This is a genomic window from Streptomyces sp. NPDC029041, assembly GCF_040637515.1.
GTDB lineage: Bacteria > Actinomycetota > Actinomycetes > Streptomycetales > Streptomycetaceae > Streptomyces.
Map to the genome: position 1 here is coordinate 42,177 of NZ_JBEZWO010000001.1, position 12,302 is coordinate 54,478.

The following is a 12,302-nucleotide window of genomic DNA, read 5'->3' on the forward strand; positions in this document are numbered from 1 at the left end:
TCTCCAACGGCCCTTGTCGCCTCAAGCGGAACCCGCTTTCTCGGAGCCTATGGCCTGTGTGGTGGATCATGCGGCAGCCGCGGGACCCGGCACGCCCATGTGCGCTGATCAACTCATCGGCAGCTCGAGCGTGCAGGTCTCCCCGGGTGCGACGGTCACAGCCCGGTCGGCCAGCACCACGCGGATCGGCGATTCCTCCGAGTCGGGCACACCGATCCCCAACTGCCCTCTCCGGCGGCGTACGGCGACACCCCAGTGACCGCGGTAGCGCAGCGAGAATCCGTACTCGGACAGTGCCGGGAGGGGGACCGGGTCCAGCCACAGGGCGTCCTCGCGCGTCTCCAGTCCGGTCAGACCGCGCTGAACCAGGTCGAGGGTCCCGGCCATGGCCCCGAGATGGATACCCTCGCCGGTCGTGCCGCCCTGGATGTCGGCGATGTCCGCCTGCAGGGCCTCCTGGACGTACTTCCATGCCTCGGCTCGTCTTGCGCGGGCGAGGACCAGGCCGTGGACGAGCCCGCTGAGCGTGGAGCCGTGGCTGGTGCGCCGAAGGTAGTAGTCGACGGTCCTGCGCCAGACCTCGTCGTCCAGGTCGTACCCGAGGCGCCGGAACAGATCCCGCAGTTCGGCGGGCGAGAAGAGATAGCCGAGCATGAGGACGTCGGCCTGCTTGGACGCTTTGTAGCGGGTTACCGTGTCGCCCTCGGCCTCCAGGATCCGGTCCAGGCGCCGGATGCTGTCGTATCGCGCCCGGTAGGCGTCCCAGTCCAGCTCGGCGAGGTCGTCGTATCCCTCGAACTGGCTGATGACACCCTGGTGGAAGGGCACCCGCATCCGCCGGGAGACCTCCTCCCACTTGGGCAGTTCGTCGCCGCCCAGCCGGACGCGTTCAAGCAGTTCTTCCCGGCGCCAGGCGGGAAGGCGCCGCAGGAGGTCCAGGGCACGGGTGAGGACCCAGGCGGCGGTGACATTGGTGTACGTGTTGTCGTCCAGCCCCGGCGTGGTGAGACCTGGGTAGCCATCGTGGTACTCGTCGGGGCCGACGACGCCGCGGATGCGGTAGCGGCCCGTGCCGGGGTCGAAGTCGGCGAGGTCAGCCCAGAAGCGGGCGATCTGCAGCAGCATCTCCGCGCCCTTGGTGTGCAGGTACTCCGTGTCGCCGGTGGCCTCGCAGTACTGCCACACGTTGTAAGCGACCGCCGAGCCCACGTGGTGCTGAAGCCGGGAGTGGTCGGGCAGCCAGCGCCCCGAGTGCGGGTTGAGATGCCACACCTGAGTCTCCTCGCGGCCGTCGCTGCCGCTCTGCCACGGGTACATCGCCCCGGCCCGGCCGATGGCGGCGGCCGCCCGGCACGCTCGTGGGAGGCGTCGGTAGCGGTAGTTCAGCAGGGCCCGGGAGACCTCGGGGAAGTGCAGGTTGAGGTACGGCAGCACGAACAGTTCGTCCCAGAACACATGGCCCCGGTAGGCCTCACCGTGCAGGCCCCGGGCCGGCACTCCGACGTCCAGGTCCGCGGTGTGCGGCGAGAGCGTCTGCAGGACGTGGAAGAGATGGAGGCGCAGGACGCGGCCGGCCCGGCCGGGCACTTGGATGTCCGCGCGCCGCCACAACCGCTCCCACGCGGCGATGTGGGACTCCAGCAGCTCCGAGACGCCCCCCGCCGTGGACACCCGGTCGAGTGTTGCTTCGAGCGGGTCGCTGATCGCCGTGTCGCGGGAGGTGAACAGCGCCACTGCCTTCTCCACGTCGACGGGCCGCCCCGGAGCGATCGGGACCACCAGGCGGTGCACGGCTCGGCGCCGGGCGGGACGCAACTCCGAAGAGGCCGCGGATCGGCCGGCGACGACCGTCCGGGCGGCCATGGCGACACCGATGCCCGAGGTGCTGGTGCGGCAGCTCAGCCAGACCGTGTCGGGCTCCTGTGCCCCCGTCCGCACACGGGTCAGATGGCTCCCGTTGAGAGCGCGGTAGCGGTGCACATTGCCGTTGATCACGTCACCGTCGAGGCCGGACTCGATCTCGATCTCCCCCGACCAGTCCTCGGGCGTGAAGACCGTCCGCAGGGCAGCCAGATGAGGGTCTCCCATGTGCACCAGGCGGGTCTGCCGGACGCCGAGCACGCCCACATCGTCGTCCCGGAAACGAAGCGTGCGGGTGAGCGTGGCCCGGCGAAGGTCCAGGACGTGCCGGTAGTCCAGTAGCGCGCTCGTGTCAGGAGAGAACCACGGGCACCACGCTCCCCCGGCGCGGCGCACACGGAACCGCAGAAGCAGCAAGTTCGGAAGGTTGACCAGGTCCTCGTTCACCAGTTGCCGTCCCGCCACGGTCGACTCCAGGCGGTTGTAGCACCCGGCGACGTAGGTCCCCGGGTAGTGCACCAGGCCCGCCCGGCACTCGGGCGCCGCGCCACGCGTGGCGAAGTAGCCGTTGCCCAGTGTGCAGAGTGATTCGCGCAACCGCTCGGCCGTGGGGTCGTAGCCCTCGTACTCCCATGTCCAGTCCGACATCCGCGCCCTCCCCTTCTCGCTCGACGAGATGTGCGGGAGCGTGAGACGCGCGCCGGATCAGGCCCGCTGCGGGACGACGGCCACCGGGCATTCGGCGTGATGCAGCAGAGTGTGGGCGACCCTGCCGAGCTGCAGACCGAAGTGACCGTGCCGCCTCAATGCGCCCACGACCACCAGATCGGCCTCGGTCGAGGCGTCCAGGAGGACCTTGTGTGCGGGTCCTTCGACCGCTCGGCGATGCACATCGACCTGCGGATGGTCCCGTACGGCGTCGCGCAGTGCGTCGGTGAGGAGCGCGGAGGCCCGTTCCTCGTGGGCACCAACCGCGTCGTCCGCGACCAGGGGATGGTCCACGTGCTCATGGGCGGGACGGCGCCAGGCCCGTACCGCCTGCAGGGCGCTGCCGCGCGCCTCGGCCTCGCGGAAGGCGAACCGCACAGCGGCCGACCCCTCCGTCGAATCGCCGACGCCGACCATGACCTTGCCGAAGGTGCCGTGTTGGTTCCGCTTCCCGCCGCGGACCACGAAGACCGGGCACACCGCACGGGCGGCCACCGCGAGGCTGACCGACCCCAGCAGCAACCCGGCGACCTCGCCGCGACCGCGGGAGCCCACGACCAGGGCGAAGGATTCGTGAGCCGCGTGCAGGAGCGCGGACACGGCGTCGTCGGGCAGCACGTCGCTCGACACCTTCACCTGCGGGTTGCGCAGTTGGGCGCGTTCCGCGCAGGACGCCGCGATGTGCTCGGCCAGAACCTCTTCGGCCGGACGGTCGGTGCTGAAGGAGGGGAGGCGACCCTCGTACCGCTCCCACAAAGAGGCGTGGACGAGCCGCAGAGACAGCCCGAGACGTGCCGCCTCGTCCACCGCCCAGTCCACGGCCTGCAGGCTGGACTCCGATCCGTCGACACCGACGACCAGCGGGAGTTCCATGGTCACCATCACCTTCCTGCCCCGGGCACTGCGGGAAGTTCCTGTGAATACCGTCGCACCGCCCTCGGCCCGTCGCGACACGTGGACCGACCCTTGGCAGGGGCAGCCACGTCCAGGTTGCACTGCGCCGATTTGCGACGATCGTGGAGTCAGGTGGCCGAGAGAAGGAACGGGTGCCGCTCCTGCCATCTCAGCCACGGCCGTCTCGTCGGCCGGACAGGGCCCGCTCCGCGCCGAGGTCACGGTGAAGGGAGACGATCGTGGTGGTGAGGACCGGCGCTTTCGGCGCCCTGACCAAGAAGCATCAGGAGCAGCTCATGTCGCTCGCTCGTGAGGTGTCGTTCGCGATCGACGAGCGGATCTTCAACGAGGGCGCGAAAGCCGACCGCTTCTGGATCATCCACACGGGCACCGTCGCTCTCGACGTCCATGTTCCCGGCCGCCGGGCAGCTGTCATCGAGACCCTCGGTGCCGGGGAACTGCTGGGCTGGTCCTGGCTGGTCCCTCCCCATCACTGGCACTTGGGGGCCCAGGCCACCAGCCCGGTGCGCGCCTACGAGTTCGACGCGGCCGCGGTCGGTGAGCTGTGCGGGAAGGACCCGGAACTGAAGCAGGAACTGTTGGCCTATGTCGCCGCAGTGATCGCGGGGCGGCTCAGGTCCGCGCGGGTTCGGCTGCTCGACCTGTACGCGCCCTACGGCGCGGGCGAGGTGCCCTGACGAGGCGAGACGAGGTGGTTCGCGGTGTCCGAGACCCCGCACATCGTGAGCGATGTGATGACCCAGACGGTCGTGGCCGTGGGACGCGACGCGCCGTTCAAGGAGATCGTCCGGACCATGGAGCAGTGGAAGGTAAGTGCCATGCCGGTCCTGGAGGGTGAAGGGCGCGTCATCGGCGTCGTGTCCGAGGCCGACCTGCTGCCCAAGGAGGAGTTCCGCGACAGCGACCCGAACCTCTTCGAGCAGCGCCGGCGCCTGTCCGACGTCGCCAAGGCCGGGGGCGTGACGGCGGAGGAACTCATGAGCACCCCCGCTGTCACGGTCCACCCCGACGCCACCTTGGCCCAGGCCGCAAGGATCATGGCCGTCCGGCACGTCAAGCGGCTGCCCGTGGTCGACCAGGTGGGCATGCTCCAGGGCATCGTCAGCCGTGCCGATCTGCTGAAGGTCTTCCTGCGGTCGGACGAGGACATCGAGGAGGAGGTCCGCCGCACCGTGGTGTCCTACCTCTTTCCGGCCTTCAGCCACGCCATCCACGTGAACGTGCACGAGGGAGTCGTCACCCTCCGCGGACACATCCGCGACACCTCGCTCATCTCGGTCGCCGTGCGCCTCGTGCGCGCCGTGGAGGGCGTCGTGGACGTCGAGCCGCAGCTCAACGGGCAGTCAGCCGGTCCGGACAGGCCCGAGAACGGTCAGTGACCCGTGTACCGGCCGCCGCCCGGCACCGACGGGCTGCGGTCCCTCGGGCAGGTCAGGGCCGGATGTCGAGTACTTCCGACACCGGCCGGCGCGGCGTGCGGGGGCCTTTGGGGCCGTATCCCAAGCGCAGCAGCATCTGCGTGTAGCCCGTCCCGGTGACCGGATCACGCAGCGGCCAGCGCAGGTCCGTCCATTCGAGGGGCTGGGTGGCGAAGGAGCTGGACAAGCCCTCCAGGGTGGCCAGCAGCAGTACGCGTTCCATGGCCTGGCCGGCGCGCAGCCAGTCCTCCGGACGGTCGTGGCTCGTGCTGACCAGGGCCACCTGAGGGCTCTGCTCGAAGTCCGCGGCGTCCCGTCCCGCGACCTGCCGTGGGCCCGCGAAGTCCCGCATGGGAGCCTTGCCCCCGCGCTTGCGCGGCCCGAAGGCGTATTCCGGGACTCCGTCGTCGGTCATGTTCGCCGACGGAGCGTCGATACGGGTCCATTCGGCCAAATCCTGGTCACTGCCGCGGTCGGTGACGTTGCGCGCCTCGGCTTCCCGGACCACCTCCAGCACTTCCTGCAGATGCCATGAGGTGGGGAACGTCAGCTCGGCTCCCTCACGCCGGGCGGCCTCCCTGAGCGCCTCCCGCACGGCATCGGGAATCTCCGTCTCGTCGAACGGGAAGCGGCTGCTGTGCCGTTCGTGGATCGCCGGATACAGCGTGCCGAGGTCGGTTTCCCCGATTCCGGGTGCGGTCAGCCGCACGCTCGCGAGGAGCGCCGGATCGGACGGGTCGTGCAGCAGCCGGGTCTCCGGATGCCAGCCCTCGTGTGCCACGGCGACCCGCAGGTTCAGCAGGGCGGCGCCGCAGCCGATGTGAAGGCCGCGGGTACGGGGGTCGGAGCGGGGCATGGCACGCTCGAAGTCGGCGCGCATCTCGAACGTGCGGCTGCGCCGGACGTAGCGGAAGCGCCAGGGCTGTGCGTTGTGCATCGACGGGGCGGCGGCAGCGTCGTGGACCAGGTCCGTCAGGCGCTCGTCGGACGGTTCTTGTCCGCTCACCGGAGTCTCCTCTCGCGGATCGGCGGCAGGCCAGGAGGGGGCCGGTCCTGCGGTGGCTCACTCGTCGGCAGGTGTGATGCGCCTGCCCGTGAGACTCGCGGGCCGGATCGACACCCACATCTCGCGTTCACCGCCTGCCCAGGGCGTGGTGTGGGCGCGTCGGGTGAGCCCGTGCACGGCGTCGGGCTCCGTGACGACGTGCGCCGGGCCGACTGCCAGCACACTCCAGCCCTGGCTCATGGCTTCGTCCACATGGTCCACTTCGAAGGCGACTTCCTTCCCCACGGCCGCTGCCGGCACCGAGCCGGGCGCCGTCCGGAAAACGATGGCGTCGTCGACGACCTCGTAGTTGACCGGGACCACCGCCGGGCGACCGTCGGACGTAGGGAGCGCGATGCGCCCCACACCGTGCGTGGAGAGCAGAGTGCGGCACTCCTGCGGGCTGAGATCCCTCAGCTGCGGGTGCAGGAGCGCCTGGCCTTGGCCGGGAGGCAGATCGATGCCGCCCCCGCGCAGGGCGGCGACGGTGGTGCCCAGCGCGTCGGCCAGCCTGATGAGAGTAGCCAGACTCGGGTCGGCGGGCTGATCCTCCAGGTACGCCAGGTAGTCGGGCGACATGCGGGCGCGGCGGGCCGTTTCTCCCAGGCTGAGCCCACACCTGTGGCGTTCCGCGGCCACGCGCCGACCGATGTCGCCAGGGTTGGGAGTCCCGGTCGGCGGGGCTGCCACGGAGACGGGCCCCGGCTCGACCGTGTCCGGCTGGGGAGCCCCCTGGGCAGTCCCGGGCTGCTGTGCGTGCTCGACGTGGTGGAGGTGCGCGTCGGGGCCGGGGAACAAGAGCGTCACTTCGTCCGTGTCCGACCAGCGCACGTCGTAGGGAGGTGTTCCGTCCTCGTGGTGCAGTCCGACGATCTCGCCGTCACGCCTGGTGGCGCCGGTCGCCGGGCTTTCGATGACGAGGTGGTCGCCGAGGTGAGCTCGCATGATCGCCGCCCTCTCCTCAGAATGGTGTTGTAACCAACGTGCCACGCGCGACAAGCCACCGCATGGGCCGACCGGTCCCTATCCGCAGGGTGGGCCGAGATGACTGACTGTCACGTACCGGATGGGAGCCGACATGCGCCACCGAACGGTCGCGGAACTCATGACCCGGGACGTCGTCCGGGCGCGGCGTGACACGCCGTTCAAGGAGATCGCCAGACTGCTGGCGGAGAACGACGTCACCGCCGTACCCGTCGTGGACGATCTGGACCGTCCCGCGGGTGTGGTGTCGGAAGCCGATCTACTGCGCAAGAGCGCCGACCAGGCCGACCCGTCCGGTCGCAGCCCGGTTCCACACCTCGAGGCATGGGAGCGGGCCAAGGCGGAGGGGTCCCGCGCGGAGGAGCTGATGTCGGCTCCCGCGGTGTGCGCACGTCCGGAGTGGAGCGTGGTCGAGGCCGCCCGGCTGATGAAGGTCCATCACATCAAGCGGCTGCCCGTGGTGGACGAGACGGACCGGCTGCTGGGCATCGTCAGCCGTGGTGACCTGCTGCGGATCTTCCTGCGCCGGGACGACGCCATCCGCGACGAGATCACCGAGGACGTGCTGTGGCGCACGATGGGCCTTGCTCCCTCGGAGGTGACGGCCGAGGTGCGCGACGGACGGGTCGAACTCGGTGGCTCCGTCGAGTTCAGGAGCCTGATTCCCGTCATCGAGCGGCTGTGCCGCAGCGTCGACGGCGTGGTCTCGGTCACCGGCCACATCGACTACCGGAACGACGACGCCCGCCCTTCATCCGCCGACGGCTGAGCCCCGCGGAAACGTGGTCGGGCGGAGGGCCGACGCCAGGACCGCCGGCCCTCCGGAAACAAGCGGGAACCTGCCGGCCCCCGGACGCGTCCCGGTGACTGGCCACGCAGCCGGCTCAGTGCGGTAGTCGAACTGCCCGATGCGGCGGGTATGCCTGCGTACCTTGACTTGCTTGCCGCCGTCGGTCACAAGCGCCAGCCGACGGACGGACGGGTGCTCGGCCGGGACACCCCCACGCCCTCGATGTCGCGCTCGGCGATGTCCAACAGTTGTTGGGCGAGTTCTCGCATGGCCCGGCCCGCCGCCAGTTCGTCGCCGATCTCCGGCACGTTCGTGTCCGCCGGATGACGGTGTGCGGTTCCATGGCCGGTGAGCTCCGTGGTGCCGGTGTCCAGCACCACATGTGCCTTCGTCGCTCCCTCGTCGTCCTCGAAGAGGTGGAGTCGAACCTTCCATTCCACCGTATGTGGCATCACTTTTCTCCTCACTGCGATCCGGATGCGGCCCGTCATGGGCTCGCGGGCCGTGCGTAGGGAGCCGACGTCTGTTCGTCGATGTGGCGCCGGACGCGGCGGGCGAGTGCGCTCAGGTGCTCGGAGGCCGTCGCGCGGGGCGCGACCGGGTTCCGTATCCGGCGGGCGGCCGGTGGCAGACCGGCCAGATCGGCGGCGAGTCTCTCCCGGCACGCGTCGAGCGTGGGCCTGCTGCCGGTGCGCTGCCCACCGCACATCACCGTCTCCAGCAGCGGGGTGCCGTCGCCCTGCGACTGCTCGTCGGCGAGACGGATCACGTCGGCGTATGCCGTGCGGCGGAACACCTGCTTGGGGCCGGGTGCGGTCACTTTCGCCGACGACAGCTTCATCACCGGGCGCCCGTCGTACTCCACCATCTTGTACGCGGAGTCCAGGTACGGGGCGTCGGCCGAGACCCCGACCCGGGTCCCGACGGCGTAGGTGTCGATCGGCGCTCCGGAGCGGACCAGATCGTCCACGGCGTACTCGTCGAGTCCGCCGCTGGCGATGATCCGTACCTCGGGCAGGCCGACGCTGTCGAGGATGGAGCGTGCCCGGGCCGCCAGGGCACCGAGGTCGCCGCTGTCGAGCCGTACGGCCGAGCCGGAACCGCGGGCCGCGTGGTCGACGTCTCGCAGGACGCGCGCCGCGACGCGGATGCCCTCCTCGGTGTCGTAGGTGTCCACCAGCAACGTCACGGGGCCGGGGTGGCAGCGTACGAACGCGCGGAACGCTTCTTCCTCAGTGGCGAACGCCTCCACGTAGGAGTGGGCCATCGTGCCGACGGCGGGGATGCCGAGGGCCGTGGCCGCGGCCACGTTGCTGGTTCCGGCGAAGCCGGCCATCGCACCGAGCCGGGCGGCCTGGAACCCGGCTTGCGGGCCGTGGGCGCGCCGCAGGGAGAAGTCCACGACCGGATGCCCGGCCGCCGCGAGCACACAACGCGCTGCCTTCGAGGCGATCGCCGTCTGGTGGCTGAGCTGGTTGAGCACGTACGTCTCGACCAACTGCGCCTGCGGAAGCGGCGCGGTCACCTCCAGCAGAGGCTCTCCCGCGAGCACGATCCGGCCCTCCGGTACGGCCCGCACGTCACCCGTGAATGCCAGACCGAGCAGGGGCTGAAGATCCCGCGGGGGCCGGTGCAGCGCGGAAGCGAAGGCGTCGACGTCCTCGGGGCCCACTCGGAGGCCGGACAGGTAGTCCAGGGCCGACTCCAGTCCTGCGGCGACCAGGAAGCCCCGCTCAGGAGGAAGGTCGCGGACGAAGAGGCTGAAGGTGGCAGGGCCGGTCATCCCCTCCCGCAGGTAGGACATGGCCATCGTCACCTCGTACAGATCGGTGGTCGTCGCTTCGGACATCGACGTCGCCTCCTCGTGCGCGTCCGGTCTCCGCCCGTCACCGGCGAAAGCGCGCGGACCACAGGGGCTCCACCAGATCCCACTCGGCGTCCCACTGCGCGTGCCTTCGCCGGTCCAGCACGCGGTGCATGCCCGCTCGCGCCCCGAAGAACCCGCCGACCACTCCGACCGCGGCCATGCCGCCCACGAACCAGCCGTTGGTCCTCGCGGTGAGCGTCGTCATCGGCGGGCTGGTGATGGCTCCCTGCCGGTCCAGCCACACCGGCACGGTGGCCCCCTCGGGCGTCCTCGAGTTGACGAGGGTCGTTCCCGTCCGCACCGTGCCGTTCTCGTCGGTCCAGCGGACCTGCACCTGTTGTTTCCCGTCCGTGGTGACGCCCTTGACGTTCGACGTCAGCCGGGCGGTGACCTGCTGCCGTTCCGCCGACTGGGCTTGCACGGTGCGCATCGACGATTCGTACGCTGTCAGCCCCGCGCTGAATGCTGCCACCGGTAGTCCGAGGACCAAAACGAGCATCAGGAAGCGGCGGATCCAGGTCTCGAACCTGTCGGACGGACGGAGCAGGGGGTTCGTCCCCTTGGGCGACAGTTCCCTGCGCGACGGGGATGGACCGGACGCGTACGGCGAATTCTGTGCACTCATTAGTCGGCCTCCAGCAGGTCGCTGGTCCCGTTTCCCCACCGCTTGGTATCCACCATCGGACAACTGCGGACTTTCGGTCACAGGGCCGAAGGTCCCTGCTGGGCCGACTTCCGGCCCGGTTGGGTCCGACCGTCGACGTGATCCGTCCCTGCCCCGGCTGCGGTCATATCCGGGGAACGACCGCGATCGGGCATGGCGCGTGATGCAGTAGCGCGTGGTTGGTCAGGCCCAGTTGCAAGCCCAGGTGCCCTTGTCGTCTGCGGGCGCCGACGACCAGCAGATCCGCCTCCGACGCGGCTTCCAGCAGTGCCTGGCGTGCCGGCCCCTCGATCACCCGTCGGCTCACCTGGGCGCCGTGGTATTGCTCATCCGGGGTGCGCAGGGCGTCATCGAGCACCTGCGCCGGCGACCGGCGGTGTGCTTCCAGGGCGTACCACGAGGGGGCCTGAGCTGTGGTGAGGGCACCCACCGGTGTGCTCCAGGCATGTACAGCGACCAGCCGGCAGCGCCGCACCTGAGCCTCGCGGAGGGCGAACTGCACGGCCGTGCCGCTGCCCTCGCCCTCCTCGACACCTACGGCCACGCTTCCGAACCGGGCATTCCGGTGCTCCGCCCCGCCGCGGACCACGACGACCGGGCAGTCCGCGCGTGCCGCCACGGCGAGGCTGACCGACCCCAGGAGCATCCCGGCGAGGTCTCCGAGCCCCCTGGAGCCGAGCACCAGCGCAAAGGCGTTGCGGCCCTTGTCGACCAGGGCGGAGGCCGCGTCGTCGTGCAGCACCTCGCTCGACAGCCGCACCGTGGGCGCCCCCTTGACGGCACGTTCCGAGGCGTGACCGATGACGTCGGACGCCTCGTGATCCCGCGGCGCCGCGTGCAGGAGGTGGAGTGGCACTCCGTGCCGGACCGCCTCGTCGGCGGCCCAGTCCACCGCCTCCAGGCTCGCCTCGGACCCGTCGACGCCGACCACCAGGGGAATCGTCATCGCCCCTGCCTCCTCTCCGGCCGGCCCGCCTCCGGCCCCTCCCTTGCGGTGCACATGCGCCGTGGAAGGGATTGGGGTACTCCTCGAATGAGGAACGCGCCACGCTCGGCATGTCGGCAACACCCGAACAGTCCGGCAATCGGACTCGTCAGCCGTCATGTCCAGCTTGCTATGAGACGGAGGCCGGTGCCATGCAACCAGTCCTCACCGTGGGCCTCGACGGTTCACCCGAGAGCCTTGCGGCAGCCCGCTGGGCGGCCGACGAGGCCGAGAAGCGCAAGCTCACCCTGCGCCTGTTGCACGCGTGGCCGATGCTGGCGCCGGAACCGGCCCACGTCCCCGCGGAAGTCGATCAGAACTACTGGGCGAAGCGTCTCGTCCACACCGCACAGGCGGAGCTTCAGACGCGTCATCCGGACCTGTCCATCAGCGGGAGCCTGGTCGCCGAAGACGCCGAGAACGCTCTGGTGCAAGCGGCCTCGGAATCCGAGGCGCTCGTGCTCGGTTCACGAGGGCTGGAGTCCGTCGCGAGCTACTTCCTGGGCGACGTCAGCATGCCGGTCGTGGCACGGGCCCAGCGGCCGGTGGTGCTGGTCCGTGCCGACACCGGGGAGGAGGAGCCGGTGCCGGCACCCGTGAGCCGCGTGGTCGTGGGGCTGAAGTTGCGCGATTCCTCGGAAAGTCTGCTCGACTTCGCCTTCCATACGGCTGCGGCCAGGGGCGTGCCTCTTCTGGCCGTCCACGGTCGAAGCGTGCCACTCCATGCCCGCGTGCCCTGGGGTGTGGACCATGACGTCACCGAGGAGATGAAGCGGGACGCGCAGAAGCACCTGAGCATGGCGCTCCGACCCTGGCGTGAGAAGTATCCGCAGGTGGACGTGGCCGACAGCATCCGTTTGGCAAGCCCGGCCAAGGCCGTCGTACAGGCTGCCGAAGGCGCCGTGCTGCTGGTCGTCGGCCGACGCGAACACCGACCGGGTCTGGCGCCGCACCTGGGACCCGTCGCCCAGGCCGCCATCCACCATGGACGCTGCCCCGTCGCCGTCGTCCCTCATGACTGAGCCTGGCCGCAGCGAGACATCGGTTCGGTCGGTGTCGCCGGACG

General features: G+C 70.3%; 12 protein-coding genes. 4 read left to right on the forward strand and 8 right to left on the reverse strand.

Annotation, left to right across the window (positions count from 1 at the left end; genetic code table 11):
• Positions 1 to 108: 108 nt before the first annotated feature.
• A complete protein-coding gene (locus AB0F04_RS00195) occupies positions 109 to 2,508 on the reverse strand; it encodes a glycosyl hydrolase family 65 protein (protein ID WP_362036054.1) in 2,400 nt (799 codons plus the stop codon).
• Positions 2,509 to 2,565: 57 nt separating this feature from the next.
• Entirely contained in the window at positions 2,566 to 3,441 is an 876-nt protein-coding gene (locus AB0F04_RS00200; RefSeq protein ID WP_362036055.1) for a universal stress protein, read from the reverse strand.
• Positions 3,442 to 3,758: 317 nt separating this feature from the next.
• Between AB0F04_RS00200 and AB0F04_RS00205 the strand changes: the two genes are divergently transcribed.
• Positions 3,759 to 4,160: a cyclic nucleotide-binding domain-containing protein gene (locus tag AB0F04_RS00205; RefSeq protein ID WP_362037276.1), complete on the forward strand. Its 402-nt coding sequence runs from the start codon at positions 3,759 to 3,761 to the stop codon at positions 4,158 to 4,160.
• Between the two features lie 24 nt (positions 4,161 to 4,184).
• A complete protein-coding gene (locus tag AB0F04_RS00210) occupies positions 4,185 to 4,862 on the forward strand; it encodes a CBS domain-containing protein (RefSeq protein ID WP_362036057.1) in 678 nt (225 codons plus the stop codon).
• 52 nt (positions 4,863 to 4,914) lie between these two features.
• On the opposite strand, the gene AB0F04_RS00215 is transcribed toward AB0F04_RS00210, so the two are convergent.
• Together AB0F04_RS00215 and AB0F04_RS00220 are read right to left on the reverse strand one after the other, a co-directional pair.
• The gene (locus tag AB0F04_RS00215) at positions 4,915 to 5,907 is read right to left on the reverse strand and encodes a nitroreductase family protein (protein WP_362036059.1); all 993 of its coding nucleotides are present in this window, start codon (positions 5,905 to 5,907) and stop codon (positions 4,915 to 4,917) included.
• A 57-nt stretch (positions 5,908 to 5,964) separates the two neighbouring features.
• On the reverse strand, positions 5,965 to 6,891 hold the full coding sequence (locus tag AB0F04_RS00220; protein ID WP_362036061.1) for a pyridoxamine 5'-phosphate oxidase family protein: 927 nt from the start codon (positions 6,889 to 6,891) through the stop codon (positions 5,965 to 5,967).
• Between the two features lie 133 nt (positions 6,892 to 7,024).
• Between AB0F04_RS00220 and AB0F04_RS00225 the strand changes: the two genes are divergently transcribed.
• Positions 7,025 to 7,699: a CBS domain-containing protein gene (locus AB0F04_RS00225; RefSeq protein ID WP_362036063.1), complete on the forward strand. Its 675-nt coding sequence runs from the start codon at positions 7,025 to 7,027 to the stop codon at positions 7,697 to 7,699.
• A gap of 185 nt (positions 7,700 to 7,884) precedes the next feature.
• Here the strand turns inward: AB0F04_RS00225 and AB0F04_RS00230 are convergent, their stop codons facing one another.
• The 4 genes from AB0F04_RS00230 to AB0F04_RS00245 form a co-directional block, all read right to left on the reverse strand.
• The gene (locus AB0F04_RS00230) at positions 7,885 to 8,172 is read right to left on the reverse strand and encodes a DUF1876 domain-containing protein (RefSeq protein WP_362036065.1); all 288 of its coding nucleotides are present in this window, start codon (positions 8,170 to 8,172) and stop codon (positions 7,885 to 7,887) included.
• A 35-nt stretch (positions 8,173 to 8,207) separates the two neighbouring features.
• Positions 8,208 to 9,569 (reverse strand): nicotinate phosphoribosyltransferase, encoded by a 1,362-nt coding sequence (locus tag AB0F04_RS00235; protein WP_362036066.1) that lies wholly within the window; start codon positions 9,567 to 9,569, stop codon positions 8,208 to 8,210.
• 37 nt (positions 9,570 to 9,606) lie between these two features.
• Positions 9,607 to 10,017: a hypothetical protein gene (locus AB0F04_RS00240; protein ID WP_362036069.1), complete on the reverse strand. Its 411-nt coding sequence runs from the start codon at positions 10,015 to 10,017 to the stop codon at positions 9,607 to 9,609.
• A 358-nt stretch (positions 10,018 to 10,375) separates the two neighbouring features.
• The gene (locus tag AB0F04_RS00245) at positions 10,376 to 11,197 is read right to left on the reverse strand and encodes a universal stress protein (RefSeq protein ID WP_362036071.1); all 822 of its coding nucleotides are present in this window, start codon (positions 11,195 to 11,197) and stop codon (positions 10,376 to 10,378) included.
• Positions 11,198 to 11,388: 191 nt separating this feature from the next.
• Between AB0F04_RS00245 and AB0F04_RS00250 the strand changes: the two genes are divergently transcribed.
• Complete coding sequence (locus AB0F04_RS00250; RefSeq protein ID WP_362036072.1) at positions 11,389 to 12,258, forward strand: universal stress protein; 870 nt, start codon at positions 11,389 to 11,391, stop codon at positions 12,256 to 12,258.
• The last annotated feature ends 44 nt before the right edge of the window (positions 12,259 to 12,302 follow it).

Excerpts from the sequence above, each read along its gene's own strand:
- AB0F04_RS00195 (WP_362036054.1), bottom strand. The coding sequence starts at position 2,508 with ATGTCGGACTGGACATGGGAGTACGAGGGCTACGACCCCACGGCCGAG.
- AB0F04_RS00200 (WP_362036055.1), bottom strand. The coding sequence starts at position 3,441 with ATGGAACTCCCGCTGGTCGTCGGTGTCGACGGATCGGAGTCCAGCCTG.
- AB0F04_RS00205 (WP_362037276.1), top strand. The coding sequence starts at position 3,759 with ATGTCGCTCGCTCGTGAGGTGTCGTTCGCGATCGACGAGCGGATCTTC.
- AB0F04_RS00220 (WP_362036061.1), bottom strand. The coding sequence starts at position 6,891 with ATGCGAGCTCACCTCGGCGACCACCTCGTCATCGAAAGCCCGGCGACC.
- AB0F04_RS00225 (WP_362036063.1), top strand. The coding sequence starts at position 7,025 with ATGCGCCACCGAACGGTCGCGGAACTCATGACCCGGGACGTCGTCCGG.
- AB0F04_RS00230 (WP_362036065.1), bottom strand. The coding sequence starts at position 8,172 with ATGCCACATACGGTGGAATGGAAGGTTCGACTCCACCTCTTCGAGGAC.
- AB0F04_RS00235 (WP_362036066.1), bottom strand. The coding sequence starts at position 9,569 with ATGTCCGAAGCGACGACCACCGATCTGTACGAGGTGACGATGGCCATG.
- AB0F04_RS00240 (WP_362036069.1), bottom strand. The coding sequence starts at position 10,017 with ATGCGCACCGTGCAAGCCCAGTCGGCGGAACGGCAGCAGGTCACCGCC.
- AB0F04_RS00245 (WP_362036071.1), bottom strand. The coding sequence starts at position 11,197 with ATGACGATTCCCCTGGTGGTCGGCGTCGACGGGTCCGAGGCGAGCCTG.
- AB0F04_RS00250 (WP_362036072.1), top strand. The coding sequence starts at position 11,389 with ATGCAACCAGTCCTCACCGTGGGCCTCGACGGTTCACCCGAGAGCCTT.